We start from the raw sequence: 23,820 nt of genomic DNA, 5'->3' as shown, positions 1-23,820 counted from the left end.
CGCGCGGTCGCTCACCCGAGGGTCCCGAGGTCGCGGGTGAGTTCGAGGGCGAGCAGCCGGTCGGCGTAGGCGAACGTCTCGAACCGGGCGCCGTCGGCCACCTCGGGATCGGTCGCGGCCCGCGCCAGCGCCTCCAGCACGCCCGGCGTGTCCAGGTCGTCCTCCCATGCCCCGGTGAGCCGCTCGCGCACCGCCTCCGGCACGGGCCGCGAGGGCCGGCGCGCCCATCCGGCCACGTCCCGCCGCCACCCGGCCAGCCGCTCGGCGGCCCGGCTCAGGGCGGCCTCGTCCAGCGTGACGGCCTCCCCGTGGGGGACGGCGAGGAGGGCGAGGCGCAGGGCAGCGGGGTCGGCGAGCAGGCCGGACAGCGTGGCCCCCGGCTGGCCCGCCCACACCACCGGCGCCACGGCCACCACCGGCCCCTCCGCACCGGCCGGGTCCGCCTCCCCTGCCGTCACCCGTACGACGCCCGCCTCCGCGAACCCCGGCCCGTGCGCCTCCTCGAAGGGGCGCACGGCGAGGGCGTCGGCGGCGGTGCGCAGCTCCGGCGCCTGGCCGGGAGCGGTCGTCCAGGCCTGGAGCCCGTTCAGTTCGAGGGCGCGGGCGAGGAGGTCTGCGGTCAGCAGCACCCGCAGGGACGTGAGGTCGGGACCGGGGGCACGGGCCTCGATACGGGTCAGGCCGCGGCGGGCGGGCGTGGCGGCGACGGACTCACCGGTTCGGGCGTCGAGGATGCGCAGCACGGGCCGAGCGTAGGCGCGCGGGGGCCCGTGCGCGGGCACCGCGCGCCGATTCCGGACACCATGGTGGGGCAGGGGAACGGGAATCAGCGCTTTCGGGGGCCGGTTGACGGCACCGGAAGACACCCCACAGGAGGCGGACGTGTACGACGAAGAGGCGGCGATTCGCAGGATTCTGACCGAAGGGGGCGATACCTGGGCGGTAGTCGGTCTGTCCGGCAATTCCGCCCGGCCCGCGTACCGCGTGGCGCGGGTGCTCCAGCGGTACGGCAAGCGGATCGTGCCGGTGCACCCGAAAGCGGAGACGGTGCACGGCGAGCAGGGCTACGCCTCGCTCGCGGACATCCCCTTCGACGTCGACGTGGTGGACGTCTTCGTCAACAGCGCGCTGGCGGGCGGGGTGGCCGACGAGGCGGTGGCGAAGGGTGCGAAGGCGGTCTGGTTCCAGCTCGGCGTCGTCGACGAAGCGGCGTGCGAGCGCACCCGCGCGGCCGGCCTGGACATGGTCATGGACCGCTGCCCGGCGATCGAAATTCCACGCCTTCCCTAGTGTCAGAACTTCTTCATCACAATTCTGCGGTGAATATTGACATTCGACAGGCGCCTCTGAGCTGTGGAAACCCTGTCTTCAAGTTGGCCAAGATCCTGGGTCAAGTTTTGGTAAGCAGTCTTTTGCCGACGAGGAAACCGTTCCTAGCCTGTGGCCTCCCTCCCCGTTAAAATCGCGTTTACGATCTGAGAGGCCACTTGCATGACGAAAGTCGATCGGGCTGCACCGGTAGCCACGAGTGAGTCCGGGGGCCTGCGTCGCGACGTCGGACTCATCGGCCTGATGTGGGCCTCCGTTGGTTCCATCATCGGCTCCGGCTGGCTCTACGGCGCCGAGAAGGCCGTCGTCGTGGCCGGCCCCGCGGCGATCATCTCGTGGGTGATCGGCACGGTGGCCATCGTCCTGCTGGCGCTCGTGCACGCCGAGCTGGGCGGCATGTTCCCGGTGGCGGGCGGTACGGCGCGCTACCCGCACTACGCCTTCGGCGGCCTGGCCGGCATGTCCTTCGGCTGGTTCTCCTGGCTCCAGGCGGCCACCGTGGCCCCCATCGAGGTCGAGGCGATGATCGGCTACGCCGGTCACTGGAAGTTCGCGCAGGGCCTGCAGAACGCCGACCAGACGCTGACCACCAGCGGAATCGTTACGGCAATCGTGCTCATGGCCGTCTTCGTGGGCGTCAACTTCTTCGGCGTCCGCGCCCTGGCACACACCAACAGCGCCGCCACCTGGTGGAAGATCGCGATCCCGCTCGCCGCGATCTTCATCATCGCCGTCGGCAACTTCCACGGCTCCAACTTCACCTCGGAGGGCTTCGCCCCGTTCGGCGCCAAGGGTGTGCTGGGCGCGATCAGCTCCAGCGGCATCATCTTCGCGCTCCTCGGCTTCGAGCAGGCGATCCAGCTGGCCGGTGAGAGCCGCAACCCGCGGCGGGACCTGCCCCGCGCCACGCTCGGCTCGGTCGCCATCGGCGCCGCGATATACATCCTGCTCCAGATCGTGTTCATAGCCGCGCTGCCGCACGCCTCCTTCGCCCACGGCTGGGGGAAGCTGGCGTACGCCGGCATCAGCGGCCCCTGGGCGGGCCTGGCGACCGTGGTCGGCCTGGGCTGGCTGGCCTGGGTGCTCTACGTCGACGCGATCATCTCCCCCGGTGGCACCGGCCTGATCTACACCACCGCCACCTCCCGCGTCTCCTACGGCCTGGCCAAGAACGGCTACGCCCCGAAGGCGCTCACCAAGACCGACAAGCGCGGCGTGCCGTGGATCGGCCTGATCGTCACCTTCGTCACCGGCATCCTCTGCTTCCTGCCGTTCCCGAGCTGGCAGGAGCTGGTCAGCTTCATCACCTCGGCGAGCGTGCTGATGTACGCGGGCGCGCCGCTGGCCTACGGCGTGTTCGCCGACCGTCTGCCGCACTTCGAGCGTCCCTACCGGCTGCCCGGCGGCAAGATCATCTCCCCCGTGTCCTTCGTGGTCGCGAACCTGATCATCTACTGGAGCGGCTGGAACACGCTGTGGCGGCTGGCCTTCGCCATCCTGCTCGGCTACGTCCTGATGGGCTCCTACGCCCTGTGGGCCAACCGCAAGGGCAGGCCCGACGCCCCCCGGATGGACTTCAAGGCCGCGCAGTGGCTGCCCGCGTACCTGCTGGGCATCGGCCTGATCTCCTGGCAGGGCAGCTTCGGCGACGGCAGCCAGGGCCACATCAAGCTGTACTGGGACATCCTGGTCATCGCCGTCTTCTCCCTGGGCATCTACTACTGGGCGAAGGCCACCGCCTCCGACACGGAGGCGATCGAGCGCAGCATCGACGAGGTCGTCGTGACGGACGCGCCGGCACACTGAACCGGAGCCTGACCTGGTGCCCCGTCGGCCGTCCGCGGCCGACGGGGCACCGTCGCGTCGAGGGCCTGCCGGGATCAGGCCACGCCCAGACCCTCCAGCACCACCGCCCCCGGCAGCTGTGCGAAGACCTCGCCCGGTACCAGCAGTTTGCCGCGCCTGCGGCCGCTGCCGACCAGGACGTAGGGCAGGTCCACGACGGCGGAGTCCACCAGGAGGGGCCAGCCGGCGGGCAGCCCGATCGGGGTGATGCCCCCGTATTCCATCCCGGTCAACCCCGTCGCCGTGTCCATCGGGGCGAACGACGCCTTGCGGGCGCCCAGTCGGCGGCGGACCGTGCCGTTGACGTCGGCGCGGGTGGTGGACAGCACCAGGCACGCGGCGAGCGTGGTCTCGCCGGCCCGCTTGGCGGCGACCACCACGCAGTTCGCCGACCGCTCGGGCAGATCGCTGCCGTAGTGCTCCACGAAGACGGCGGTGTCGGCCCAGTCCGGGTCGGTGTCGACATACAGGACGCGGTCGGCGGGGATCCGGGCGGGCCAGTTCCGCACCGCCCGTGCCACCGGCTCGGTCAGCCCGGCCAGGCAGTCGGTCACCGGGGTCGCGGTCTCGAAGTCTCCGATGGGTGCGCGCATGGCCGCACGCTAACAAGGCGCGGCACGGCGGCGCGGACGTCTCACTGCACGGGCGGCACCGAGACGGCCATCATCATCTCCATCGGGGCCTCGCCGCGGTTGGCGTAGACATGCGGGACGTCGGCCTCGAAGGTGGCGCTGGCGCCGGCCGGCACCAGGTGGTCCTCGCCGTCGACCGTGAGGGTCAGCTCGCCCGCCGTGACATGGACCAGTTCCACCGTGCCGGCCGGGTGCGGCTCCGCCGGGCTCTCGTCGCCCGGCATCAGCTTCCAGTCCCACATCTCCAGCGGGCCGGGTGCCTCGGTGCCCGCGAGCAGCCGGTTGTAGCTGCCGGACGCGGTGTGCCACAGCCGTACCGCCCGCTCGGCGGGGACGATGCGGACGCGGGGCCCGCGCTCGTAGTCGAGCAGGGTGGTGACGCTGACGCCGAGCGCGTCGCCGATCTTGACGATGGTCCCGATGCTCGGGTTGGTGCGGGCCTGCTCGATCTGGATCAGCATGCCGCGGCTGACCCCGGCGCGGGCGGCGAGCACGTCCAGGGTGAAACCGCGCACCGAACGCCAGTGCCTGACGTTGCGCGCCAGGGACTGGGTGAGCAATTCGAGGTCCGACACAGTCCGTCCGCTATCCGAGATAGTTCACTTCCTTGGATGACGCAGTCCAGTTCACCGAACTACGGTGAAGCACATCCGCTCGTCCAACAAACTGTACTGCGAGGGATCGTGACGGCCTTCTTCGCCCTGACCACCAGCCTGCTGTGGGGGCTGGCCGACTTCGGCGGCGGACTGCTGACCCGGCGGACGCCGGCGCTCACCGTGGTCGTCGTCTCGCAGGCCATCGCGGCGGCCGTACTCGGCGCGATCGTCACCGCCACGGGTGCCTGGAGCGCGGCCGGGCCCCGGCTGTGGTTCGCGTGCGCGGCGGGCCTGGTCGGTCCGATCGCCCTGCTCGCCTTCTACAAGGCCCTGGCGCGCGGGCCGATGGGCGTCGTCTCGCCGCTCGCCACGCTGAGCGTCGTCGTACCGGTCGGCGTGGGCCTGTTCCTCGGCGAGCGTCCGGGGCTGCTCCAGCTCGCGGGCATCGCGGTCGCCGTCGGCGGTGTCGTCCTCGCGGGCGGACCCCAGCTGCGCGGCGCGCCGGTGGAGCGGCGCACGGTCCTGCTGACGCTGGTCGCGGCGCTCGGCTTCGGCACGGTGTTCGCCCTGATCGCCGAGGCGTCCACCACGGTCACCGGCCTGTACCTCGCGCTGTTCGTGCAGCGGCTGACCAATGTCGCGGTGGGCGGCACGGTGCTCACCGTCTCCCTGCGGCGCGGCGGCACCGCCCTGCCGGAAGGCGGCTTCCGCTACCGCTCGCTGCCCGCGCTGGCCTTCGTGGGCCTCGCCGATGTGGCGGCCAACGGCACCTACGCCCTCGCCGCCCAGCACGGCCCGGTCACCGTGGCCGCCGTCCTCGCCTCGCTCTACCCGGTGGTGACGGCGCTCGCCGCCCGCGGCTTCCTCAGCGAGCGGCTGCGCGCCGTCCAGGCGGCGGGCGCGGGCCTCGCCCTGCTGGGCACGGTGCTGCTGGCCACCGGCTGAGGGCTCAGCCCTCGGTCTCCAGCTCGGCGAGCCGGGCCACCGCGGATTCGTCGAGACCGGCCAGCGCCCGCAGCTGCGCCGGCGTCGCTCCGTCCGGCACCGGCACCGGAGCGGGGGTCCGCAGCGGCGGCTGCCAGCCGGCCTCGGGCGTCCAGCGCCGTACGACCCTGGCGGGAGCGCCGGCCACCACGGCGTGGTCGGGCACCGCGCCGCGCACCACGGCACCGGCGGCGACCACGACGTTCCGGCCGATCCGCGCGCCCGGCAGGATCACCGCGCCGGTGCCGATCCAGCAGCCGGGGCCGATCTCCACGGGCTCCATGCGGGGCCACTGCCGGCCGATGGGCTCGTGCGGGTCGTCGTAGGAGTGGTTGGTGGAGGTGACGTAGACGTAGGGCCCGAAGTAGCAGTCGCGGCCGATGGTCACCGTGGTGTCCGCGATGACATGGCTGCCGCGGCCGAGCACCACGCCGTCGCCGATGCGCAGGATCGGGTCCGGGCCGAGATCCAGGTCGGGCATCAGACCGGCGGTCAGGGTGACCTGTTCGGCGATGATGCAGTGGGAGCCGAGGCGGATCCAGGGTTCGCCGAAGACCGTGCCGAGCGGGAAGGCGAGCCGGGTGGCCTCGCCGATGGCGCCGAAGCGGAGACGTCCCGGATGCTCCGCCGTGACGGAGCCGGCCCGCTGGGCCCAGGTCCAGGCCGCGTGGACGGCACGCTGGGCCAGGCCATGGCGCCAGGATGAGAACGTGTTCTTGCGCTTCGGCACGGGGTCACGTTACTCACGGGTTGCGTCCGGCGAGAGGCCGGACCGCTGTGATCTTTGCCCCACCCCCTGTCGTACCGTGCGGGTACGTAGCGACGCGAGGAGACGGTGATGACGCAGCGGGCACTGATCGTGGGCATCGGCGGCAAGGAGCCGCGGGTCGACGCGGAGGCGTTCGTGGCGCCGACGGCTTCGGTGATCGGGGACGTGGCGCTGGGCGCGGGGGCGAGCGTCTGGTACGGCGCGGTGGTGCGCGGGGACGTCGAGACGATCACCGTGGGGGCGCAGGCGAATGTGCAGGACAACGCGACGCTGCACGCCGATCCCGGCTTTCCGGTGACCATCGGGGAGCGGGTGTCCATCGGGCACAACGCGGTGGTGCACGGGGCGACGGTCGAGGACGACTGCCTGATCGGGATGGGGGCGACGGTGCTCAACGGGGCGGTGATCGGGGCGGGCTCACTGGTGGCGGCGCAGGCGCTGGTGCCGCAGGGGATGGTGGTGCCGGCGGGGTCGCTGGTGGCGGGGGTGCCGGCGAAGGTGCGGCGCGAGCTGTCCGCCGAGGAGCGGGAAGGGGTCACCCTCAACGGCACGCTGTACGCGGACCTGGCCCGCGCGCACAAGGACGTGCATCGCTAGGGTCTCTCGTCCGGACCTTGCCGGGGTCGCGGGCGCCGTCACTCGCCGGCGTTGACAGGTTCCCGCTCGGACAGCTCCTGCTGGGTCTGCTTCGTCCTGCGCTTGACGATCAGCATCGTGGCGAGACCGATGACGACGGCGGCGGCCAGGCCCACGTAGGAGAACTTCTTCAGCCAGCCCTCGGCGACGACGCCCACGTAGTAGACGGCGGCGGTGGTGCCGCCGGCCCAGCAGACGCCGCCGAGGATGTTGGCGATCAGGAACTTCCAGTAGGGCATGTGCAGGACGCCGGCGAGGGGGCCCGCGAAGATGCGCAGGAGGGCGATGAAGCGGCCGAAGAAGACGGCCCACATGCCCCACTTCTGGAAGGAGCGCTCGGCGGTCGCCACATGGGCCTCGCCGAAGTGCCTCGGGAACTTCCGGCCCAGCCAGGCCAGCAGCGGTCGGCCGCCCTTGCGGCCGATGGCGTAGCCGATGGAGTCGCCGATCACCGCGCCCGCGGTGGCGCACGCGCCGAGGATCAGCGGGTCGATGTGGGAGTGCTGGGAGGACATCAGCGCCGCCGACACGAGAACGATCTCGCCGGGCAGCGGGATGCCGAGGCTCTCGACACCGATCACCAGGGCCACCACGGCGTAGACGGCCACCGCCGGGACCGAGTCGAGCCATTCCTGGACGTGCACCGCGGGATCCTCCCCTGCCGCTGACCTTGCCGGGCCACGCTGTGTAAAGCGCTCCCCAAGAAAGGCTACCCGGTCGGCGGTGAACGGCCGCGCGCCGTCGTGTACGAGGGGCGGGGGCGGCGCACGGACCGGAAAGCACCACGCGGCCTGAAACGCCCCCGACCCCATGAACGAGGCCGGGCCCCCGACATCTGTCGAGGGCCCGGCCCTTGAAGGCTTTCCGGAGGTCCCTCAGCCGTTCGGCCGCAGGGTCCACACCACCGTCATCTCCCCGCTCACGGCGCCGTCCTCGCGCTGGATGGCGATGGCGACCGGGAACTCCGGCCGGCCGCCCGCGTCCAGCTCGGCGACGACCTCGGCGGCCGGGCGGCCCAGGGTGGCCGTCGCCGTCACCGGTCCCTTGGCCAGCTTCTTGTAGCCGATCTCGGCCCGGACCGCGAGCGGCACCGCGCGCGAGAGCTGGTCGCCGAAGGCCGTGAGCACGATGGCGCCGCTGGCGGACTCGGCCAGCGTGAACATGGCGCCGGCGTGGGGGCCGCCGATGTGGTTGTGGTAGTCCGGCTGGTCCGGGAGCCGCAGCACGGCGCGCTCCGCGGTCACCTCGACGAACTCCAGATTCAGGGTCCGCACCATCGGGACCGCGGCGGCAAGCATCTCGCCCATCGAGGCGCTGTCAACAGTCATGGACCCGATGTTACCGGTCAGTAGGAGCTGTTGACCAGCATGCTCCGCATCCGCTCCGCACGCCTTCGCACCGCTTTCGCTACGGCCCTGACGAGGTCCCGTGACCGAACCGTGCCGCCGCCGCACTAGTGTTGTCGGCCATGTGGCCAGATCAGCAGCCGCCCGGGGGCGCGCAGAACCCGCAGCAGAACCCGTACCAGCAGCCGGGTTACCAGCAGCAGCCGAATCCGTATCAGCAGCCGGGTTACCAGCAGTACCCGCAAGGGGGCCAGAACCCCGGTGCCGGTCAGCAGCCGGCGGCCGGGCAGCAGCCCGGACCCGGCCAGTACCCCCAGGCCCCCGGCCCGTACCCGCAGGCCCCCGGCCCTTACGGGCAGCAGCCGCAGTGGGGCCAGCAGCCGCCCACCGTGCCGATCCAGCAGTCCCCGCCGGGCGGCGGCAACGGCGGCGGGAACCGCACGAAGCTGATCGCGATCGTGGCGGCCGCGGCCGTGGTCGTCGCCGCCTGTGTGACCGGCGCCCTGGTCCTCGGCGGCTCCAAGGACGACCAGGCGGACGGCAAGAACGCGCACACCAGCCAGTCGCCGACGGGCGCCTCGTCCAGCCCCGCCTCGACCGACAATCCGCGCGCCGCGGAGAGCGAGAAGCCGACCGTGCCGGGCTGGAAGGTCGTGGTCAACCCCAAATGGGGCATAGCCTACGACGTGCCCTCGGACTGGCAGGCCCAGGCGCCCGACCTGGAGGTGGGCTTCGAGGACAACAAGTCCACCAGCGGCAAGCCGCTGATCGTGATGTCGGGCACGGCCGAGGACCAGCCCAAGTGGTGCACGTCCGACGACAACAAGGACGGCCGCACCGACGACACCCCGCTCGCCGTGGTGGGTTCCAAGGGCGCCAGCGGCGCGAAAAGCACCGACCAGATCGCCGTCAACACCCCGGCGTGGTGGGTCTACGGCGGCTACACCCAGCCGGACAAGAAAAGCGTCACCTTCGACAAGAAGGCGACCCCCTTCACCACCACGTCCGGGATCAAGGGCAGTTACGCGTGGGCGAGGTCGAGCGGCACCCCCCAGAAGGGCAAGTGCGCGAGCGACGGCAAGGCCCTCACCTTCGGCTTCCAGAACTCGGCGCACGACTATGTGTCGTTCAACTTCTACGGCGCCAAGGGCGTCAAGGACGAGGTCCCGAACGCCACGGTGATGAAGATCCTCGGCTCGGTCCGGCTGCACGGCTCCCCCACCTCCGGCTGACGCGGGGCGCCGGGTGCGGAGCCGGGGGCGTGGCCCCGCGCACCCGGCGTTCAGCCGATGCCGAACGACCCGCCCGGCGGCACCGGCGAGGGCACCGCGTCCGCGTCCTCGACCGGCCGCGCGGCACCCATGAACTCCCGCACGGCGGAGCCGTGTTCGACCCGCGCCGGGAAGACGTCCGCCGCCACCCGGCGGGCCAGCGCGGCGACGTCCGGCGGCCGGTGCGCGGCGATGAGCACCGCGTTGCCGAACCGCCGCCCGCGCAGCACCCCCGGCTCGGCGACCACCGCCAGCTCCTCGAAGACCGCGGCGAACGTGGCCAGTTGGGAGCGCAGAAAGGCGAACGGCGCGGCGTCCGCGAGGTTGGCGAGATATGTCCCGCCGGGCCGCAGCACCCGCTCGGCCTCGCGGGCGTAGGCGAGGGTGGTGAGATGCGCCGGGACGCGGGAACCGCCGAAGACGTCCGCGATCAGCACGTCGGCCGTGTCGTCCGGTGCGGACTGGAGCCAGGCGCGGGCGTCGGCGGCGTGCACCGCGACGCCCGCGCCCTCGGGCAGCGGCAGATACTCGGCGACCAGCTCCAGCAGCCCCCGGTCGGCCTCCACGACGTCCTGCCGGGAACCGGGCCGGGTCGCCGCGACGTACCGGGGCAGGGTCAGCGCTCCCCCGCCCAGGTGCAGCACGTCCAGCGTCCGGCCCTCGGGGGCCACCGTGTCCAGCGCGTGCCCGAGCCGGCGCGCGTACTCGAACTCCAGGTACGTCGGCTCGTCCAGGTCGACGTACGACTGCGGCGCCCCGTCGACCGTCAGCAGCCAGGCCCGCTCCCGGTCCACATCGGGCATCAGCTTGGCCGCGCCGTGGTCGGTGGTGCGGAAGACGGGTATCTGCTCGGTCACGGGTTCATTGTGACGCGCCCCGCGACGGCCCTACGAACCGACGGAGACCACCGTGCCCGCGCCGACCGTCCGGCCGCCCTCGCGGATGGCGAAGCCGAGCCCCGGCTCCAGCGGCACCACCCGCCCCAGCTCGACGGTCATCTCCACCGTCTCACCGGGCCGGGCCACGGCCGCCGCGCCGAGGTCGACGGCGCCGACCACGTCCGCGGTGCGGAGGTAGAACTGCGGCCGGTACCCGGTCGCGATCGGTGTCGTACGGCCCCCCTCGCGCCCCGACAGCACATACACCCGCGCCGTGAACCGCCGGGCCGGCACCACGCTGCCCGGCGCCGCCACGACATGCCCCCGCCGCACCGCGTTCCGGGGCACGCCCCGCAGCAGCACGGCCACGTTGTCCCCGGCCTGAGCCTCCGGCATCGGCTTGCCGAAGGTCTCCAGGCCGGTGACGACGCTCTCCACGGCGTCCGCGCCGAGCACCGCGACGCGGTCCCCGAGCCTGAGCGTGCCGCGCTCCACGGCGCCGGTGACGACCGTGCCCCGCCCGGTGATGGTGAGGACGTTCTCCACCGGCATCAGGAACGGCGCGTCCAGATACCGCTCGGGCATCGGCACATACGTGTCCACCGCGTCGAGCAGCGCCTCGATGGACGCCGTCCAGCGCGGGTCGCCCGCGAGCGCCCGCAGCCCCGAGACGCGTACGACGGGCACCGCGTCGCCCGCGTAGCCCTGAGCGGTGAGCAGGTCGCGGACCTCCAGCTCGACCAGGTCGATCAGTTCCTCGTCGGCCGTGTCGGCCTTGTTGAGGGCGACGACGATGTGGTCGACGCCGACCTGCCGGGCGAGCAGGACGTGCTCGGCGGTCTGCGGCATGATCCCGTCGAGCGCGGAGACCACGAGGATCGCCCCGTCGAGCTGTGCGGCGCCGGTGACCATGTTCTTCACGTAGTCGGCGTGGCCCGGCATGTCGACATGGGCGTAGTGGCGGGTGTCGGTCTCGTACTCGACGTGCGCGATGTTGATGGTGATGCCGCGCGCGGCCTCTTCGGGGGCGCGGTCGATGCGGTCGAAGGGCACGAAGGTGCCGGTGCCGCGCTCGGCGAGGACCTTGGTGATGGCGGCGGTCAGCGTGGTCTTGCCGTGGTCGACATGACCCATGGTGCCGATGTTCAGGTGCGGCTTGGTGCGCACGTAGGCGGTCTTGGACATGGCTGTACCTCGAAGCCTTCGCTGTCGTAGGGAAATCGAGGACCCCCGGAGGATGGCCGACCCTCCCCCTGCGGGGTCCGCCGGACGATCCGGGGAGGGTCAGCTTCGGGCGCCGTCGACAGCGGCCGCGAGCGTGGGGACGGCAGCCTTCGGCACATCCGCGACCGCGGATGCTGCGAGGTGGAAGGCGTACCGGAACATGGGGTCGATCATCGCCGACGGGATGTCCGGCGTCGAATGGTTTTCCGCCGGTTTACCCGCGCCGCGCCGCTCGTACGAGGAGGCGGTCCGGGGCGCCCTCTATCATCGGCGTCGGCCGTCGATGTCTTCCAGGGGGTCACGTGCTCGATGCCACCACCGTCCCCGCGCCGCCCGCGGCCCGCGCGGGGTTCACGGCCCGCTGCGCCCGTGCGCTGCTGTCGCCGTGGGCGCGGTTGACCCTGCTGCTGGTGCTGCTGGCGGCCGCGGGCGCGCTGGTGCTGCTCTTCGATCCGCAGCGGCTGCTGACCCGAGGCTGGCAGCCGCAGGCGGGCGGGCTCCTCGCGGCGCTGGTGTTCGGGGCGGGTTACGGGCTGTGCACGGTGGCGTTCGTGCCGCGGCCGCTGCTGAACCTGGCGGCCGGCGCGCTGTTCGGCTCCCAGGTGGGCCTCGGGACCGCGCTCGCCGGGACGGTGCTCGGGGCCGGCCTGGCCTTCGGGCTCGGGCGGCTGCTCGGGCAGGACGCGCTGCGCCCCTTGCTGCGCGGCCGGCTGCTGCGGGCGGCGGACGGACAGCTGAGCCGGCACGGTTTCCGGTCCATGCTGGCCGCGCGGCTCTTTCCGGGGGTGCCGTTCTGGGCGGCGAACTACTGCGCGGCGGTCTCCCGGATGGGCTGGTCGCCGTTCCTGCTGGCGACGGCGCTCGGGTCGGTCCCGAACACCGCCGCCTACGCGGTCGCCGGCGCCCGCGCCTCGACGCCGACCTCGCCCGCGTTCCTGCTGGCGATGGCCTGCATCGCCGTACCGGCCCTCGTGGGCATGGTGGTGGCCTGGCGGCAGCGGCACCGGCTGCGCGGCAGGTGACGGGGGTGCGGTGACGGCCGGTCAGAGGGCTTCGAGGATCATGGCGTTGGCGAGGCCGCCCGCCTCGCACATCGTCTGGAGGCCGTAGCGGGCACCCCGTTCGCGCATCGCGTGCACCAGGGTGGTGGTCAGCCGGGTGCCGCTGGCGCCGAGCGGGTGGCCGAGGGCGATGGCGCCACCCTTCACATTGACCTTGTCCAGGTCGGCGCCGGTCTCCTGCTGCCAGGCGAGGACGACGCTGGCGAACGCCTCGTTGACCTCGAACAGATCGATGTCGCCGAGGGAGAGGCCGGCGCGGGCGAGCACCTTCTCGGTGGCCGGGACGACCCCGGTGAGCATCAGCAGCGGGTCGGAGCCGGTGACCGCGAAGCTGTGCAGCCGGGCGAGCGGGCGCAGGCCGAGCCGGGCGGCGGTCTCGCTGGACGTGATCAGGACGGCGGAGGCGCCGTCGTTGAGCGGGCTGGTGTTGCCCGCGGTGACGTTCCACTCGATCTGCGGGAACCGCTCGGCGAATGCCGGGTCGTGGTAGGCCGGCCTGAGGCCGGCGAGGATCTCCGGGGTACTGCCGGGCCGTACGCACTCGTCGCGGGTGACGCCCTCCAGGGGCGCGGTCTCGGCGTCGAACAGCCCGGCGTCCCAGGCCGCGGCGGCCTTGCGGTGGGAGGAGACGGCGAAGGCGTCCATCTGCGCGCGGGTCAGCGACCATTTGGCGGCGATCAGCTCGGCGCTGATGCCCTGCGGCAGCAGGCCCTCCGGGTAGCGCGCGGCGACGCCGGGTCCGAAGGGGTCCTGGCCGGCGGGCACGTTGGACCACATCGGCACCCGGCTCATCGACTCCACACCGCAGGCGACGACGATGTCGTACGCGCCGGCGATCACGCCCTGTGCGGCGAAGTGCACGGCCTGCTGGGAGGAGCCGCACTGGCGGTCCACCGTGGTGGCCGGGACCGTCTCGGGCAGACCGGCGGCGAGCACGGCGTACCGGGTGGTGTTCATGGCCTGCTCGCCGACCTGGTCGACGGTGCCGCCGATCACGTCGTCGATCAGTGCCGGGTCGATGCCGGAGCGCTCGACCAGGGACTTCAGCGTGTGGGCGAGCAGCTGGACGGGGTGGACCTGCGCGAGGGCGCCGGTGGGCTTGCCCTTGCCGATCGGGGTGCGTACGGCCTCGACGATCACTGCGTCTCGCATGGTGCGGCCTCCTGCGGCAGGCTCGTTCACGAGCGTGGTTACCGGTAAGTAGGAAATCCGGACTCACCATAACGCAGCGGGTTGGAAAATCCAACTCACTGCAAGTGTGCGCATGCTCCTGCCGCCCGCGATGATTTGGAATCCAAACTCTCCCCTAAGCTGGGGCGCATGGCCGCACCGAAGGACCCGCGCCCCTGCTCCATCGCCGACACCCTCGCGGTGGTCGGGGAGAAGTACTCCCTGCTCGTGCTGCGGGAGGTATGCCTGGGCAACGGCCGGTTCGACCAGCTGGTGCGCAACATCGGCGCCCCGCGCGACATCCTGGCCGCCCGGCTGCGCCGGCTCGTGGACGCCGGGGTGCTGACCAAGCGCGCCTACAGCGAGCACCCGCAGCGTTTCGACTACCGGCCGACCGAGGCGGGGCTGGAACTGGAACCGGTTTTGATGACCCTCAAGGAGTGGGGCGACCGCCACCTGCGGCACAACACGGACCTGCCCATGGCCGTGGAGCACAGCTGCGGTCACGAACTGGTCCCGGTGGTCACCTGCCGCGCCTGCGGCTCCCCCGTCCATCACGACGACCTGACGGCCCACCCGCAGACGCCGGGCTGGACGGTACGGGGACCCGCCAAAACATCCTGAACTCCCCTGCCAGAGAAGGCAGTTACCCCATACGCAACCCGGCTCACCGGGCGCCCGTACCCCCGTTTCGGCCAACTCCGGGCCACTCCCCGGCGTCAACTCGCTCGGGCATATGCCACCTGAACTGGGCCGACCACGGGACGCGACCGGGGGTGCCGGTGACCAACCGCATACCTTCTGCGTAGTGGCGCGGTAGCGCAGTGTCAGCCCTTGCCCCTAGGCTGTCCCGCATGTCCCCCCATCCCCCGCCCCCTGGTTCCGCACGGTCTGCCGCCGAGGTGAACGAGCAGATCCGGGCCCTGTGGCTGCGCACCGGCGGCGCCCTCTCGGCCGAGGAGCGCGCGGAGTACGAACTGCTGGTCGTGGAATGGGCCAAGGCCATCCGCGAGGAGATCATCAGGGCCGCCTGACCGGCCTCCGGGGGCCGTCGCCCCCGCGCGGCCGGCCGGCATCATCGAGCGCCCGCCCCGCGCGTCCACAGGGACAGATCGCTGCTCGTCGCGACGGCGAGGGTTCGGCCCGACGGGGAGAAACCGGCGGCCCGGAATGCGGAGTAGTCCGCGTGGAAGATGTGCCACCAGCGCTCCCCGTGCGGACCGGGGTGGGGGAAGCCGCTGCCGCGGGACAGCAGGACTCGGTCATGCGGCCAGGCCGGTGCCACCGCCCTCACGGTCCAGCCGTCGCCCGTGGTGGCGTGCAAGCCGCCGCCGAAAAGCCCGGCGATGTGCACCCTGAGGCCGGCGACGGGGCCCAGACCGGGGCATGTCAGGTCGGCGCTCGCGTCGGGGGTCTCGTCCGCGGGGTCGGGGACGCGCTCACGGGCGATCCGCTCCCCCGTGAGCGCGTCGAAGAGACCATGGCCGGCGCCCGAGACGACCATCACCAGGTCCCGGCCGTCGCCGGGATGCGTCGCGAAGCCGATCCCGAGCAGCCCGCCGACCGGGGCGTACGCGATGCGCCGCCAGGGCTCGGGCGCCGGTACCACCGGGGCCGCGAGGAGCCGTTGCCGCATCTCCCGCTGGTACGGGGACAGCTCCGGTTCGCCGCCCGGCCGCCCGAGCGGTGGTCCGTTCTTCGTCCGCTGCGTCATCCGGCCATGATCCACACCCCGCCGGGCCGGCACGGCCCCGGCCCCGGTCCTCCCGCTCGCCCGAACCGCCGAATTTCCCCGCATGCCCCTTGGCTCCGCACCTGCCGTGGCCAAGACTGAGCCGATGACGCAGCGCGCGGAACTCGCGACCGTACTGGACCGGCTGGCCGTGGACGAGTTGGTGACCGCGTACGCGGTGACGGTGGACGACGGCGACTGGCCGGCGTACCCGGCCCTGTTCACGCCCGGCGGGAGAGCCGACTACCGCTCGTCCGGCGGGATCGAGGGCGAGGCCGGGCAGGTGGCCGGGTGGCTCGCCGAGAGCCTGGCGCGGTTCGCCGTACGGCAGCACCTGATCGTCAACCGGCGGGTGCGGTTCGGGGTCCTGGAGCATGACACCGGGGACACCGCGCGGGTGCGGGCCGACTACTTCAACCCGATGCGGCGCACCGGCACGGACCACCCGGCCCCGCCGGATGTGGAGTGCGGCGGCCGGTACGACTTCGGGCTGCTGCGCACGCCGGACGGCTGGCGGATCGGCGAGGTCGTGGTCACGGAGAAGTGGCGGAGGACGGCCGAGGGGCGGGAGGCGACGGCCCCGGAACGGTGACCGGCGAGGCGGGAAGCCCCCCGCGCGGGGGCCGGCAGCCCCCCGCCCCAGAGGCCGGCAGACCCCCTCCGGGGACACCGGGAGGCCCCCTGTCGTAGATCGCTGGGGACGCGCACACTGGAGCCCTTGGGTAGGGAGGCTCCGCATGACGACGATCGAACGCTGGCTGGTCTCTCCCTGGCGGCGCTCCGTCCTCGTCGCCCTCACGGGTGCCCTGCCCGTCCTGGCGTTCCCGGCGCCGTCGCTGTGGTGGTTCGCGTACGTCGCCCTGGTCCCCTGGCTGCTGCTGGCCCGCTCGGCGCCGACCGGGCGGCGGGCGGCGTACGACGGCTGGTGCGGCGGCTTCGGCTATCTGGTGGCGGTGCACCACTGGCTGCTGCCGAGCCTGCATGTGTTCATCTTCCTGATAGGCGCGCTGCTCGGACTGCTCTGGATGCCCTGGGGCTGGCTGGTGCGCCGGTACCTGGGCGGCACCCCCGGCCCCGGCCGGTGCGCCGTCGCGCTCCTCGTGCTGCCCTCCGGCTGGCTGCTGGTGGAGCTGGTCCGCTCCTGGCAGGGGCTCGGCGGGCCCTGGGGCATCCTGGGCGCGAGCCAGTGGCAGGTGGCAGCGGCGCTGCGCCTGGCCTCCGTCGGCGGGGTGTGGCTGCTGAGCTTCCTGGTGGTGGCCGTGAACGTGGCGGCGGCCGTGCTGATCGCGGTGCGCGGTGCCCGGACGCCCGCGGTGGCCACGGTGCTCGCCACCGCCGCCGCGACCACCGCCGCCTGGGCGTGGGCACCCCGGCCGCAGATCGACGGGCGGACGCGGATCGCCGTCGTACAGCCGGGCGTGGTGACCGGGCGGGACAGCCCGGAGCTGCGTTTCGACCGGGAGGAGCGGCTGACCCGGCGGCTCGTGGGGCAGGACGTCGACCTGGTGGTGTGGGGCGAGTCCAGCGTCGGTTACGACCTCGCCGACCGGCCCGACCTGGCCCGGCGCATCGCCGCGCTGTCCCGCGCGACGGGCGCCGACGTCCTGGTGAACGTGGACGCCCGCCGCTCCGACCGGCCCGGCATCTACAAGAGTTCGGTGCTCATCGGTCCGAACGGCCTCACCGGCGACCGGTACGACAAGATGCGTCTCGTCCCGTTCGGCGAGTACATACCCGCCCGTTCCCTGCTCGGCTGGGCCACCTCGGTGGGAAAGGCGGCCGGCGAGGACCGCAGGCGCGGCACCGAGCAGGTCGTGATGGACGTGGGGCACGGACTGCGGATCGGCCCGCTGATCTGCTTCGAGACCGCCTTCCCCGACATGAGCCGGCATCTCGCCGAGGACGGCGCGGACGTGCTCCTCGGCCAGTCCTCCACCTCCACCTTCCAGCACAGCTGGGCGCCGGAGCAGCATGCCTCGCTGGCCGCGCTGCGTGCCGCCGAGACCGGCCGCCCCATGGTGCACGCGACCCTCACCGGCGTCTCCGCCGCGTACGGACCCGGCGGACAGCGGCTCGGCCCCTGGCTGGGGACCGATGCGAACGCCGCACGCGTGTACGACGTGCCGCTCGCGCACGGCATCACGCCGTACGTCCGCTACGGCGACTGGCCGGTGCATGCCGCGCTGCTGGTGCTGACCGCGCTGTGCGCCGGCGAGGGGGTGCGGGCACTCAGGCCGCGCCGGGGAGGTCCTGAACCGCTCGTACCACCCGCTCGCACAGCTCATGGGTCGCCAGCGCGTCCCGGCCGCTGAGCAGGTGCCCGGCGCGCACCGCGTCCAGGAAGGTGTGGACCGCCTGTTCGATGCCGCGCTGGCGGGCCACCGGCACCCAGTCGCCGCGCCGGCGCAGGGTCGGCTGGCCCTTGTGGTCGATCACCTCGGCGAGGTTGAGCACCTGGCGCTTGGCGTCCTGGCCCGAGACCTCCAGGATCTCCTCCGTGGAGCCGCTGAGCCGGTTCATCACGCCGAGCGCGGTGAAGCCGTCGCCGCCGAGCTGGAGCACCACGTGGTGCAGCAGCCCGTCCCGGACCCGGCCGCGGACCGTGACGTCGTCGACCGGGCCCGGCGCCAGGAAGCGCAGGGTGTCGACAACGTGCACGAAGTCGTCCAGGATCATCGAGCGCGGCTCCTCGGGCAGCCCGACCCGGTTCTTCTGGAGCAGGATCAGCTCGCGCGGGTGCTCCAGGCACTGCGCGTAACCGGGGGCGTAGCGCCGGTTGAAGCCGACGAAGAGGGAGACGCCACGCTCCTCGGCCAGCTCCACCAGCCGCTCGGAGTCCGCGAACCGGAAGGCGAGCGGCTTGTCGACGTACGTCGGGACGCCCGCCGTCAGCAGCCGGGTGACGATCTCGGGGTGGGCGGCGGTGGGCGCGTGCACGAAGGCCGCGTCCAGACCGGCGGCGAGCAGCGAGTCGAGGCTGTCGTGCCGCTGCCCGGCGGGCAGGTGCAGTCCGTCGGCGACGCGCGCGAGGGTGGCGGGGGTGCGGGTGTGCAGATGGAGGTCGACCTCGGGCAGTGCGCCCAGCACCGGCAGATACGCCTTCCGCGCGATGTCCCCGAGCCCGATGCAGCCGACCTTCACGTATCTCTCCCCTGCGATTCGCCCACCTGTACGTCCCGGCAGCATACGGGGGCCGCCAGTCGGCGGCGCCGTCGAAGCCTCGCGGGGATGCCGGGCCGCTGAAAACCCCTGGAAGCCGCCGCACTTGACCGGCGAGGATGGGGCCATGACGATCGAACGCGACGAACCCGCCCTGAACGCCGGCGAACGCGAGATGCTGGAGGGCTGGCTGGACTTCCACCGCCGGACCCTGATCGCGAAGTGCGAGGGACTGACCGACGAGCAGTTGCGCACCGCCTCGGTGCCGCCCTCGGAGCTGACCCTGATGGGGCTGGTGCGGCACATGGCCGAGGTGGAGCGGTTCTGGTTCCACGAGGTGCTGCTGGACGAGGACCTCGGCGACCTCTACTCCTCCGAGGCCGACGCGGACGGCGACTTCCACGTCACGGAGGCGGACACCTGGAAGGAGACGTACGCCACCCACCAGGCCGAGGTCGAAAGGGCCCGGCGCGACACCGCGGGCCGCTCGCTCGACGAGTTGTCCCGGCGTACCGACCGCGCCGGCAAGGAACCCTTCAGCCTCCGCTGGATCTACACCCACATGATCGAGGAGTACGCCCGGCACAACGGGCACGCCGATCTGCTCCGGGAGCGGATCGACGGCGCCACCGGCGCCTGAGCCGTCAGCTCGGGGCCGCGGCGGCCCCTCGTTCGGTGCGGTAGTCCACCCGAACGGGGGCGCCCGACTCGCTTCTCCGATGCCAAACGGGTCCAGAACCAGCATCGTTGCCCGAGTGCATCGAACGACGACCACCGCAGCGCTTCTGGTCACCGTCGCCGTCTCGGCCCTCACCGGCTGTGTGACGGTACGGCACACGGCGGCACCGGGACCGCCCCCGAGTGCCGCGCCCCCGCTCCGGCCGGCGCCCCGCACGGACGGCAGCGCGTCACCACGGGTGGTGCAGGCACCGGCGCGGGAGGCACTGGCCATGGTCGGCCCGTCCGGGGACCCGGCGCCCGCGCCCAAGGCCGCCCCGCACGGAAGTCCGGCCGCCCCGCCGCCCAGCCACCCGGCTGCCCCGCGCCCCCGGCGACTCCGTGCGCACCGCCCCCCGCAGGCACCCCCTCGGACCTCCCAGCGGGTACCCGCGGACGTCTGCGACCTGGGCCGCGAGTACGGCGGCTGGCGCGGCAACAGCCCGGAGTCGCAGATCTGCGAACGAACGTACGGCCACCACTGAGCGACCCGGCGCCCCGGCTGAACGGGCCGACCGCCGACCGGCCCCTCCGACCCCGCGCCGCCCCCTCAGCTGGGGCGCTGCCGAGGCGGCCCCCAGGGCCCCCCGCCCGACGGACCCTCCGCCAGCCTCCGCTCGAGCCGGCCGATCGCCGCCCGGACGCCCTCGCCGTACCCGTCGTCCGCGAGGGCGTCCGCGGTGGTGCGGGCGTGGTCGAGATGGGCGCGGGCAGCCTCCGTACGGCCCAGCTTCACGTAGTCCGCGGCCAGGTTGAGGTGGAGCGAGGGGAAGAAGCCCGGCACGCCCCGCGGGTCGCCGTCGGGGAGTTCGCGGGCCGCCGCCAACGCCCGCAGATCCCAGGCGAGTTCGTCCTCGGGGTCGTCCTGGGTGTCGGCGAGGTAGTGGGCCAGGGTGCAGCGGTGCAGCGGATCGCCGTCCTCGCCGATCTCGGTCCACAGGTCGAGGAAGCGGCCGCGGGCCTCCTCGCGGTCGCCGGCGTGCTGCAGCATCACGACCTGGCCGATCCGCGTCAGCACCTCGTCCAGGGCCGTCTGTTCCCGTCGCTCCGCCACCGCGTCCTCCGGCGATCGTCCGCTGTCGTGCACCGACGCTAACCGGCGCCGCCCGGATTCCCGGTCAGGCGGCGCCGACTCCCCCGTCAGCCCAGGTCCGGGATGCGCCAGTCGATCGGCTCGTGGCCCTGGCGGGCGATCGCCTCGTTGATCTGGGTGAAGGGGCGGGAGCCGAAGAACTTCCTCGCGGACAGCGGGGAGGGGTGCGCGCCCTTGACCACTACATGCCGGCCCTCGTCGATCAGCGGGAGCTTCTTCTGCGCGTAGTTGCCCCACAGCACGAACACCGCCGGGTCGGGACGGGCGTCCACCGCGCGGATCACGGCGTCGGTGAACTTCTCCCAACCCTTGCCCTTGTGCGAGTTGGCCTCGCCGGCCCGCACGGTGAGGACCGCGTTGAGCAGCAGCACGCCCTGCCGGGCCCACGGCATCAGATAGCCGTTGTCCGGGACCGGGAGGCCCAGTTCGTCCTGCATCTCCTTGTAGATGTTGCGCAGCGAGGGCGGGGTCTTCACGCCCGGCCGGACCGAGAAGCACAGGCCGTGGCCCTGACCCTCGCCGTGGTACGGGTCCTGGCCGAGGACGAGGACCTTGACCTTGTCGTACGGCGTGGCGTCCAGCGCGGCGAAGACCTCCTCGCGCGGCGGGTAGACGGGGCCCTTCGCCCGCTCCTCCTCGACGAACTCGGCCAGCTCCTTGAAGTAGGGCTGCTCCAGTTCGTCGCCCAGAACCCCGCGCCAGGACTCGGGCAGCATGGCGATGTCGGTCACGTCAACGTCCTCACGATGTCGATCAATTACCGCGTGCGGTCACTTCAGGATTCAGAACCTACAGGCGACCACTGACAGCGTTCCCCCGCAGGACCGTTCCCCCGCCGCTCACCAGCTGGTTTTACGGTGCAGCGTCCACATCATCATGATCGTCGAGGGGTCGAGTGCCTGCTCGCCACCGGATATGTCGTCACTGGCCGCCACGTACTGCCGGCCCTGCCACAGCGGCAGCAGCCGGGCGTCGCCCGCGATGATCCGCTGGGCCCGCTCCATGTCGCCGACCGTCCTGGCGCGGTCGCTCTGGGCGCGCGAGTGCGGCAGCAGCCGGCCGGTGATCTCCTTGGCCGGGTAGGGCGTGCCCAGCGCGTTGTGCTCGCCGGTGAAGGGCGCGATGAAGTTGTCCGCGTCGGGGAAGTCCGGGGACCAGCCGCGGCCGAACACCGGGTACTCGCCCTTCTGGTAGCCGACCACATACGTCTTCCAGGGACGGCTCCTGAGGGTGACGGTGAACAGCCCGGAGCCCTCCAGCTGGCGTTTCAGCTCCCGGAACATCAGGGCGGTCTCGGAGCCGTAGCGGTCGGTGGTGTACCAGAGGGTGAGCGGGACCTTCCGGTGGATGCCGGCGTCCTGGAGGATCGTCCGCGCCTTGGCGGCGCTCGGGTCGCCGTACTCGTCGAAGAAGGCGGTGGTGTGGCCGACGAGGCCCTTGGGGACCATCGAGTACAGCGGGTCGACGGTGTCCTTGTAGACCTTGTGGGCGATGGCGCCCCGGTCCACGAGCTGGGCGATCGCCTTGCGCACGGCGGGCCGCCCGGCCCAGGGGTCCTCGGGGTCGAACACCAGGTAACTGATGTCCGTCCCCGCGCCGTCCACGAGCTGGAGGCCGGAGTTGCCCTGCTGCTGGAGCGCGAGGATGTCGTCGGCGCCGAGTCCCCGGTAGGTGACGTCGATCCGCTTGTCGCGCAGTGCCTTGACCATGCCGGCGGAGTCCTGGAAGTAGCGGATGGTCACCGCGTCGTTCTGCCGCCGGGCGAAGCCGTGGTAGTAGCCGTTGCTGGTCAGGACGGCCTGCCGGCCCTCCTGGTACGACGTGAGCTTGTACGGTCCCGAGCCGTCGGCCCCGGAGCCCTTGCGCAGGGCGCGGGCCGGGTAGTCCTTCGGGTCCACGATCGACAGGGCCGGGGTGGCGAGCACGAAGGGGAAGGTCGCGTCGGGCTTGCTCAGGTGGAAGACGATCCCGCGGTCGCCGGAGGTGTCCACGCGGTCGAGGCTGCCGAGGAGCCCGGCGGGGCCGGCCGCGGCGCCGATGGCGCGGATGCGGTCGACGGAGTACTTGACCGCGCGGGCGTCGAGCGGGTCGCCGTCGGCGAACTTCAGGCCCGCGCGCAGCGTGCAGCGGTAGGTGCGACTGGAGGAGTCGGCGAAGGAGCAGCTCTGCGCGGCGTCGGGCTGGGGGGCCGTCGCGCCGTTCGGGTAGGCGAGGAGCGTCTGGTAGATGTTCCGGTACAGCTCCCAGGAACCGTCCCAGGCGCCGGCCGGGTCCAGGGTGCTGGGCGCGCTGGTGGTGCCGACCACGATCGGGTCCCCGCCGCCCGAGCCCCCCTCGGACAGCAGTCCGCAGCCGCCGGCGACCAGCGACACGGACGCGATCGCCGTGACCGACCGCAGGAATCGGTTCCGGTTGGACAACGCGCACGCTCCTCGATCCGCCTACCTGGGTCGGCAGACCTTACCTCAGCGTCAGTGCGCCCAACCTCCCCTTGAACACGGCCACTTGATCGAAAAAGCGGTGACGACGTTGTCATCCTTCCTTGCGTTCGCTGTGCGGTGTTCCGGGCGCCGGTCCGTCCGGATTCCGGCGCCCGGAAAGTGGTTTCACACCCCGGCGTTGAGGAAGAGTCCACCATCCACGACGAGGGTCTGGCCGGTGACCCAGTCGGACTGCGCGGAGGTGAGGAAGGCCGCGGCGCCGCCGATGTCGGACGGCACGCCGAGCCGGCCCAGCGGGTAGGCGGCGGCCGCCTCCTCCTCGCGGCCCTCGTACAGGGCCTGGGCGAACTTCGTCTTGACCACGGCCGGGGCGATCGCGTTGACCCGCACCCTGGGCGCGAACTCATGCGCCAGCTGCTGGGTCAGGTTGATCATGGCGGCCTTGCTGACGCCGTAGGCGCCGATGAACGGCGAGGGCGCGAGACCCGCGATCGAGGCGATGTTGACGATCGCGCCGCCGTTGTCCTTCTGCCAGGCGTGCCAGGTCTTCTGGGCGAAGCCGAGCGCGGAGATCACATTGGTCTCGAACACCTTGCGGGCGACGTTCAGGTCCAGGTCCGCGATGGGCCCGAAGACCGGGTTGGTACCCGCGTTGTTGACCAGGTGGTCCAGGCGGCCGAAGGCCTCCATGGTGCGCTCGACGGCCTCGCTCTGGTGGTCGAGGTCGTGCGCCTTGCCGGCCACACCGATGACCCGCTCGGCGCCGAGCCTGTCGACGGCCTCCTTGAGCGCGTCCTCGTTGCGGCCGGTGATGCACACCCGGTCGCCGCGCGCGACGAGGGCCTCGGCGACGCCGTAGCCGATGCCGCGGCTGGCGCCGGTGACGAGGGCGACCTGGCCGGACAGGGGCGGGAGTTCTGCGGAAGTCATGTGCCCT

General features: G+C 72.4%; 27 protein-coding genes. 12 read left to right on the top strand and 15 right to left on the bottom strand.

The features are described from left to right. Positions 1-11: 11 nt before the first annotated feature. The gene (locus ACZ7EC_RS09500) at positions 12-743 is read right to left on the bottom strand and encodes a hypothetical protein (protein ID WP_471059979.1); all 732 of its coding nucleotides are present in this window, start codon (positions 741-743) and stop codon (positions 12-14) included. A gap of 139 nt (positions 744-882) precedes the next feature. Here ACZ7EC_RS09500 and ACZ7EC_RS09495 point away from each other — a divergent pair, with 139 nt between their 5' ends. Continuing rightward, positions 883-1,290: a CoA-binding protein gene (locus ACZ7EC_RS09495; protein ID WP_471059976.1), complete on the top strand. Its 408-nt coding sequence runs from the start codon at positions 883-885 to the stop codon at positions 1,288-1,290. Positions 1,291-1,491: 201 nt separating this feature from the next. Beyond that, positions 1,492-3,135 carry an APC family permease gene (locus tag ACZ7EC_RS09490; protein ID WP_471059974.1) on the top strand — a complete coding sequence of 548 codons (1,644 nt, stop codon included), beginning with the start codon at positions 1,492-1,494 and terminating at the stop codon, positions 3,133-3,135. A 74-nt stretch (positions 3,136-3,209) separates the two neighbouring features. On the opposite strand, the gene ACZ7EC_RS09485 is transcribed toward ACZ7EC_RS09490, so the two are convergent. Both ACZ7EC_RS09485 and ACZ7EC_RS09480 read right to left on the bottom strand, forming a co-directional pair. Beyond that, on the bottom strand, positions 3,210-3,767 hold the full coding sequence (locus ACZ7EC_RS09485; protein ID WP_471059971.1) for a YbaK/EbsC family protein: 558 nt from the start codon (positions 3,765-3,767) through the stop codon (positions 3,210-3,212). 41 nt (positions 3,768-3,808) lie between these two features. Further along, positions 3,809-4,381 (bottom strand): helix-turn-helix domain-containing protein, encoded by a 573-nt coding sequence (locus ACZ7EC_RS09480; RefSeq protein ID WP_471059969.1) that lies wholly within the window; start codon positions 4,379-4,381, stop codon positions 3,809-3,811. 108 nt (positions 4,382-4,489) lie between these two features. Between ACZ7EC_RS09480 and ACZ7EC_RS09475 the strand changes: the two genes are divergently transcribed. Next, entirely contained in the window at positions 4,490-5,347 is an 858-nt protein-coding gene (locus tag ACZ7EC_RS09475) for an EamA family transporter (protein WP_471059966.1), read from the top strand. Positions 5,348-5,351: 4 nt separating this feature from the next. On the opposite strand, the gene ACZ7EC_RS09470 is transcribed toward ACZ7EC_RS09475, so the two are convergent. After that, a complete protein-coding gene (locus ACZ7EC_RS09470; RefSeq protein WP_471059963.1) occupies positions 5,352-6,116 on the bottom strand; it encodes an acyltransferase in 765 nt (254 codons plus the stop codon). 108 nt (positions 6,117-6,224) lie between these two features. On the opposite strand from ACZ7EC_RS09470, the gene ACZ7EC_RS09465 reads away from it, so the two are divergent. Next, on the top strand, positions 6,225-6,752 hold the full coding sequence (locus ACZ7EC_RS09465; RefSeq protein ID WP_471059960.1) for a gamma carbonic anhydrase family protein: 528 nt from the start codon (positions 6,225-6,227) through the stop codon (positions 6,750-6,752). Between the two features lie 38 nt (positions 6,753-6,790). Here the strand turns inward: ACZ7EC_RS09465 and ACZ7EC_RS09460 are convergent, their stop codons facing one another. Both ACZ7EC_RS09460 and ACZ7EC_RS09455 read right to left on the bottom strand, forming a co-directional pair. Beyond that, on the bottom strand, positions 6,791-7,435 hold the full coding sequence (locus tag ACZ7EC_RS09460; protein ID WP_471059957.1) for a DedA family protein: 645 nt from the start codon (positions 7,433-7,435) through the stop codon (positions 6,791-6,793). A gap of 231 nt (positions 7,436-7,666) precedes the next feature. Further along, a complete protein-coding gene (locus tag ACZ7EC_RS09455; RefSeq protein ID WP_471059954.1) occupies positions 7,667-8,119 on the bottom strand; it encodes a DUF4442 domain-containing protein in 453 nt (150 codons plus the stop codon). A gap of 140 nt (positions 8,120-8,259) precedes the next feature. On the opposite strand from ACZ7EC_RS09455, the gene ACZ7EC_RS09450 reads away from it, so the two are divergent. Beyond that, on the top strand, positions 8,260-9,369 hold the full coding sequence (locus ACZ7EC_RS09450) for a DUF8017 domain-containing protein (protein WP_471059952.1): 1,110 nt from the start codon (positions 8,260-8,262) through the stop codon (positions 9,367-9,369). A 50-nt stretch (positions 9,370-9,419) separates the two neighbouring features. On the opposite strand, the gene ACZ7EC_RS09445 is transcribed toward ACZ7EC_RS09450, so the two are convergent. Beyond that, positions 9,420-10,265, bottom strand: a complete 846-nt coding sequence (locus ACZ7EC_RS09445) for a spermidine synthase (protein ID WP_471059949.1) — start codon at positions 10,263-10,265, stop codon at positions 9,420-9,422. Between the two features lie 30 nt (positions 10,266-10,295). After that, entirely contained in the window at positions 10,296-11,471 is a 1,176-nt protein-coding gene (gene tuf / locus ACZ7EC_RS09440; RefSeq protein ID WP_471059947.1) for an elongation factor Tu, read from the bottom strand. Between the two features lie 341 nt (positions 11,472-11,812). Here tuf and ACZ7EC_RS09435 point away from each other — a divergent pair, with 341 nt between their 5' ends. Continuing rightward, entirely contained in the window at positions 11,813-12,532 is a 720-nt protein-coding gene (locus tag ACZ7EC_RS09435; RefSeq protein WP_471059945.1) for a TVP38/TMEM64 family protein, read from the top strand. A 21-nt stretch (positions 12,533-12,553) separates the two neighbouring features. On the opposite strand, the gene ACZ7EC_RS09430 is transcribed toward ACZ7EC_RS09435, so the two are convergent. Continuing rightward, positions 12,554-13,723: a thiolase family protein gene (locus ACZ7EC_RS09430; RefSeq protein WP_471059944.1), complete on the bottom strand. Its 1,170-nt coding sequence runs from the start codon at positions 13,721-13,723 to the stop codon at positions 12,554-12,556. 168 nt (positions 13,724-13,891) lie between these two features. Between ACZ7EC_RS09430 and ACZ7EC_RS09425 the strand changes: the two genes are divergently transcribed. After that, positions 13,892-14,365, top strand: coding sequence for a winged helix-turn-helix transcriptional regulator (locus ACZ7EC_RS09425; protein WP_471059942.1), 474 nt, complete (start codon positions 13,892-13,894; stop codon positions 14,363-14,365). 230 nt (positions 14,366-14,595) lie between these two features. Continuing rightward, positions 14,596-14,775: a hypothetical protein gene (locus ACZ7EC_RS09420; protein ID WP_471059939.1), complete on the top strand. Its 180-nt coding sequence runs from the start codon at positions 14,596-14,598 to the stop codon at positions 14,773-14,775. 41 nt (positions 14,776-14,816) lie between these two features. Here ACZ7EC_RS09420 and ACZ7EC_RS09415 read toward each other — a convergent pair whose 3' ends face one another. Next, complete coding sequence (locus ACZ7EC_RS09415; protein WP_471059937.1) at positions 14,817-15,455, bottom strand: hypothetical protein; 639 nt, start codon at positions 15,453-15,455, stop codon at positions 14,817-14,819. A gap of 124 nt (positions 15,456-15,579) precedes the next feature. Between ACZ7EC_RS09415 and ACZ7EC_RS09410 the strand changes: the two genes are divergently transcribed. Next, positions 15,580-16,065, top strand: coding sequence for a nuclear transport factor 2 family protein (locus ACZ7EC_RS09410; protein WP_471059934.1), 486 nt, complete (start codon positions 15,580-15,582; stop codon positions 16,063-16,065). A gap of 145 nt (positions 16,066-16,210) precedes the next feature. Further along, positions 16,211-17,785 carry an apolipoprotein N-acyltransferase gene (gene lnt, locus ACZ7EC_RS09405; RefSeq protein WP_471059932.1) on the top strand — a complete coding sequence of 525 codons (1,575 nt, stop codon included), beginning with the start codon at positions 16,211-16,213 and terminating at the stop codon, positions 17,783-17,785. On the opposite strand, the gene ACZ7EC_RS09400 is transcribed toward lnt, so the two are convergent. Next, entirely contained in the window at positions 17,703-18,614 is a 912-nt protein-coding gene (locus ACZ7EC_RS09400; RefSeq protein ID WP_471059929.1) for a Gfo/Idh/MocA family protein, read from the bottom strand. The genes lnt and ACZ7EC_RS09400 overlap by 83 nt on opposite strands. 145 nt (positions 18,615-18,759) lie before the next feature. Here ACZ7EC_RS09400 and ACZ7EC_RS09395 point away from each other — a divergent pair, with 145 nt between their 5' ends. Beyond that, positions 18,760-19,272 (top strand): DinB family protein, encoded by a 513-nt coding sequence (locus tag ACZ7EC_RS09395; protein WP_471059926.1) that lies wholly within the window; start codon positions 18,760-18,762, stop codon positions 19,270-19,272. Positions 19,273-19,387: 115 nt separating this feature from the next. Then, entirely contained in the window at positions 19,388-19,834 is a 447-nt protein-coding gene (locus ACZ7EC_RS09390; protein ID WP_471059923.1) for a hypothetical protein, read from the top strand. 65 nt (positions 19,835-19,899) lie between these two features. On the opposite strand, the gene ACZ7EC_RS09385 is transcribed toward ACZ7EC_RS09390, so the two are convergent. The 4 genes from ACZ7EC_RS09385 to ACZ7EC_RS09370 all read right to left on the bottom strand — a co-directional run bounded on the left by ACZ7EC_RS09385 (position 19,900) and on the right by ACZ7EC_RS09370 (position 23,813). Then, positions 19,900-20,403: a hypothetical protein gene (locus tag ACZ7EC_RS09385; RefSeq protein WP_471059921.1), complete on the bottom strand. Its 504-nt coding sequence runs from the start codon at positions 20,401-20,403 to the stop codon at positions 19,900-19,902. 86 nt (positions 20,404-20,489) lie between these two features. Beyond that, positions 20,490-21,173 carry a uracil-DNA glycosylase gene (locus ACZ7EC_RS09380; RefSeq protein ID WP_471059918.1) on the bottom strand — a complete coding sequence of 228 codons (684 nt, stop codon included), beginning with the start codon at positions 21,171-21,173 and terminating at the stop codon, positions 20,490-20,492. 108 nt (positions 21,174-21,281) lie between these two features. After that, positions 21,282-22,862, bottom strand: coding sequence for an ABC transporter substrate-binding protein (locus ACZ7EC_RS09375; RefSeq protein ID WP_471059915.1), 1,581 nt, complete (start codon positions 22,860-22,862; stop codon positions 21,282-21,284). Between the two features lie 186 nt (positions 22,863-23,048). Next, a complete protein-coding gene (locus ACZ7EC_RS09370; protein ID WP_471059912.1) occupies positions 23,049-23,813 on the bottom strand; it encodes an SDR family oxidoreductase in 765 nt (254 codons plus the stop codon). Positions 23,814-23,820: the final 7 nt, after the last annotated feature.

It is taken from the genome of Streptomyces sp. NPDC037203 (assembly GCF_055605065.1).
The sequence above is the reverse complement of the archived record's forward strand: the minus strand, read 5'-3'. Positions and strand labels throughout refer to the sequence as shown.

Bases quoted from the DNA above. Each gene is read 5' to 3' on its own strand.
- ACZ7EC_RS09420 (WP_471059939.1), top strand. From the start codon at position 14,596: ATGTCCCCCCATCCCCCGCCCCCTGGTTCCGCACGGTCTGCCGCCGAG.
- ACZ7EC_RS09465 (WP_471059960.1), top strand. From the start codon at position 6,225: ATGACGCAGCGGGCACTGATCGTGGGCATCGGCGGCAAGGAGCCGCGG.
- tuf (WP_471059947.1), bottom strand. From the start codon at position 11,471: ATGTCCAAGACCGCCTACGTGCGCACCAAGCCGCACCTGAACATCGGC.
- ACZ7EC_RS09425 (WP_471059942.1), top strand. From the start codon at position 13,892: ATGGCCGCACCGAAGGACCCGCGCCCCTGCTCCATCGCCGACACCCTC.
- ACZ7EC_RS09485 (WP_471059971.1), bottom strand. From the start codon at position 3,767: ATGCGCGCACCCATCGGAGACTTCGAGACCGCGACCCCGGTGACCGAC.
- ACZ7EC_RS09370 (WP_471059912.1), bottom strand. From the start codon at position 23,813: ATGACTTCCGCAGAACTCCCGCCCCTGTCCGGCCAGGTCGCCCTCGTC.
- ACZ7EC_RS09410 (WP_471059934.1), top strand. From the start codon at position 15,580: ATGACGCAGCGCGCGGAACTCGCGACCGTACTGGACCGGCTGGCCGTG.
- ACZ7EC_RS09455 (WP_471059954.1), bottom strand. From the start codon at position 8,119: ATGACTGTTGACAGCGCCTCGATGGGCGAGATGCTTGCCGCCGCGGTC.
- ACZ7EC_RS09395 (WP_471059926.1), top strand. From the start codon at position 18,760: ATGACGATCGAACGCGACGAACCCGCCCTGAACGCCGGCGAACGCGAG.
- ACZ7EC_RS09490 (WP_471059974.1), top strand. From the start codon at position 1,492: ATGACGAAAGTCGATCGGGCTGCACCGGTAGCCACGAGTGAGTCCGGG.
- ACZ7EC_RS09430 (WP_471059944.1), bottom strand. From the start codon at position 13,723: ATGCGAGACGCAGTGATCGTCGAGGCCGTACGCACCCCGATCGGCAAG.
- ACZ7EC_RS09415 (WP_471059937.1), bottom strand. From the start codon at position 15,455: ATGACGCAGCGGACGAAGAACGGACCACCGCTCGGGCGGCCGGGCGGC.
- lnt (WP_471059932.1), top strand. From the start codon at position 16,211: ATGACGACGATCGAACGCTGGCTGGTCTCTCCCTGGCGGCGCTCCGTC.
- ACZ7EC_RS09450 (WP_471059952.1), top strand. From the start codon at position 8,260: ATGTGGCCAGATCAGCAGCCGCCCGGGGGCGCGCAGAACCCGCAGCAG.